The organism is Vreelandella indica (assembly GCF_037070225.1).
GTDB classification, from domain to species: domain Bacteria; phylum Pseudomonadota; class Gammaproteobacteria; order Pseudomonadales; family Halomonadaceae; genus Vreelandella; species Vreelandella arctica.
This window is the reverse complement of sequence record NZ_JBANSO010000069.1, coordinates 1-2745: the sequence shown is the minus strand read 5'-3', so window position 1 is coordinate 2745 and position 2745 is coordinate 1. Positions and strand designations below refer to the sequence as shown.

At 53.4% G+C, this 2745-nt stretch carries 3 protein-coding genes; all 3 read left to right on the top strand.

Features of this window, described 5'->3' with window-relative positions; all coding sequences use genetic code 11:
- A partial coding sequence (locus tag V8L71_RS20435) for a multicopper oxidase domain-containing protein (protein WP_176305112.1) occupies positions 1-1117 on the top strand: 1117 nt, incomplete at its 5' end.
- Between the two features lie 9 nt (positions 1118-1126).
- Positions 1127-1897 (top strand): copper resistance protein B, encoded by a 771-nt coding sequence (locus V8L71_RS20430; RefSeq protein ID WP_336275309.1) that lies wholly within the window; start codon positions 1127-1129, stop codon positions 1895-1897.
- A 133-nt stretch (positions 1898-2030) separates the two neighbouring features.
- Entirely contained in the window at positions 2031-2447 is a 417-nt protein-coding gene (locus tag V8L71_RS20425; protein WP_035556031.1) for a hypothetical protein, read from the top strand.
- Positions 2448-2745: the final 298 nt, after the last annotated feature.

The following is a 2745-nucleotide window of genomic DNA, read 5'->3' as shown; positions in this document are numbered from 1 at the left end:
CCTGCTCAACGGCCACTCCCCCCAGGAAAACTGGAACGCGCTGTTCAAGGCCGGTGAGCGGGTACGGCTACGCGTGATTAACGGTTCGGCCATGTCATACTTCGATGTCCGTATACCTGGCTTGAAGATGACCGTGGTGGCCGCCGATGGCCAACCGGTCCAGCCCATCCCTGTTGATGAGTTCCGCATTGGCGTGGCGGAAACCTACGATGTGCTTGTTTCACCTGAAGACGACCGGGCATACACCATCTTCGCCGAAGCCATGGATCGCAGCGGCTACGCCCGCGCTACCCTGGCACCGCGTGAAGGGATGCAGGCCGACATCCCTGAACGCCGTCAAATTGCCGACCGCGGTATGGAAGCCATGGGTGCCCACGGTATGGGCGGGATGGATCATTCTGGCATGTCAAATATGGCGGGGATGGACCACTCCGGCATGTCGAATATGGAAGGTATGGATCATTCCAACATGTCGGAAATGGATCGCTCAAACATGTCGAATATGGAAGGCATGGATCATTCCAGCATGGCGGGGATGGACCACTCCAGCATGTCCAACATGCAAGGCATGGATCACTCTAATATGGGTGGCATGGCGGGTGAACAGGCGAAAATCGGCGAAAATGGCTTGCTCGTTGCCGGTGAAGCCCAGCCCGGCTCTCGATACGACCAGGCGGGCATCGGCATCGACCCTGATGAACGTCGTGTTTTAGTCTACCGCGATTTAAAAGCCTTCACGCCATGGCCTGACCGCCGTGAACCAGGCCGTGAGCTTGAGCTGCACCTGACCGGCAATATGGAACGTTATATGTGGTCGTTCGACGGTAAGAAGTTTAGCGAAGTGACCGGCCCCATCCATTTTGAGAAAGATGAGCGACTGCGCCTTATCCTCATTAACGACACCATGATGGAGCATCCTATCCACCTCCACGGCATGTGGATGGAGCTGGAAAACGGCCAGGGTGAATTGATTCCGCGCAAACACACCTTGAACGTGAAGCCCGGCGAGCGCGTGTCTGCGCTGATCACTGCAGACGCCGAGGGCAGTTGGGCGTTCCACTGCCACCTTCTCTATCACATGGATGCCGGCATGTTCCGCGTTGTTCAGGTTTCTTAAGGAGGCAGTATGAAAACCAAGCACTACGTAACCCTCGCCAGCGCCGCCCTCGGCATGGCCGCCGCCACGACTGCTCAAGCCGAAGACGGCTATGACGCCCCGGCCGGCTGGCCGTCACCGGTCGTGGAGCACCCGATGACCACGGTACTGGTCGATCGCTTGGAATATGCTTCGCCCGACAAGGGGGGGGATGCCTTGGTCTGGGATTTCCAGGCCTGGTATGGCGGTGATTTCAATCGCCTATACGTGGAAGGCGAAGGCGAAAACGTCCAGGGCGATGGCGAAGATGCAGAATTCGAGTCCCTCGACCTGCTTTATAGTCGTTTGATTGCCGACTTCTGGGAACTTCAGGGCGGCATCGGTTATCAGGGCGGTATCGCTACGAATGACCATCCCGAACGCTATTTCGGCGTCATCAGCCTATTGGGGCTCGTCCCCTATCGCTTCGAGACCGATCTCGACTTGAGGATAAGCGATGAAGGCGATATCTCCGCCAGCCTGGAAAGCGAGTACGATCTGCGCCTGACGCAGCGGCTCTACCTACAGCCGCGTACCGAAATTGCCGTTGCTGCTAGCGAAGTCGAGGAGTTTGGGGTGGGCCAAGGGCTAAACTCCGTGCGTGTGGGTATGCGTCTAGGTTATGAGGTGACCCGCCGCTTCGCCCCCTACATCGGTGCTTATTGGGAGAAAGAGTACGGCGACACGGCGGATCTCACCCGCGCCAGTGGCGACAACACGGAAGACACTGGAGTGGTGGCCGGTGTTAGAATGATGTTCTAACAACTCTGGTAATGGGTAACTTTTAACGTCACCAATTGGTGGCGTTTTTTTTATTGTTTTTATTTTTAAATTCAGCTTCGTTTCAAAAACCACAGCTAATATAAACAAATCATCAACCACTGGAGTAATTATCATGAAAGTTAAATCAATTCTCTTTGGAGCGCTTGTAGCCAGCATTCTTTCAACACCTGTATTGGCTAACTTCGGCAATACAACCCAGGATCTGCCGCTACTTGAAAGAGGCGTCTCTTCTACACAGATTCTTGCTCAGGGGCAATCCAAACGTTTCAATATTAACATTGAACAAGCGACTACGCTGAAGGTGGCAAGCGAGCACTTTCCAGGCGCAACCAGCACTGGAAACCGTATCTCCGCGGTGCTTTATAATGCAGCGGGACAGCAGGTAGCAGAAGCATCCAGCCCACGTGGCCATTTTGAAATGGTCCGCCAACTGCAGCCAGGCAATTATCAACTTGAAGTGACAGGCAATGCACTGGGAGGTACTAAAGAAAATGACAATAACCGCTATGAGTTACATGTTGACTATTAATATATAGTCACTAATTTAAGATACAGGGCCAGCCTTTATGCTGGCCTTTTTATTTAACATATATTTCTATCGTTGCAGAAACCTATTCGTAACCCGACGTTACCCCCTTCTTGAGTAGCGCTAAAAACCGAAGGTGCTGCGATTAATTTTTGAATTCAGGGTAAAAGCCGCGCGGGCAACAAGAGAAAAATTTAATTAGCCCATGGGTTACCGATTGCCTCCAGGATCACCGGAAGTGACGTCCATGACGGCACACAGGAGCAAGCGCTGATTGATGAGTCTTCAACAGGTGGAGCAT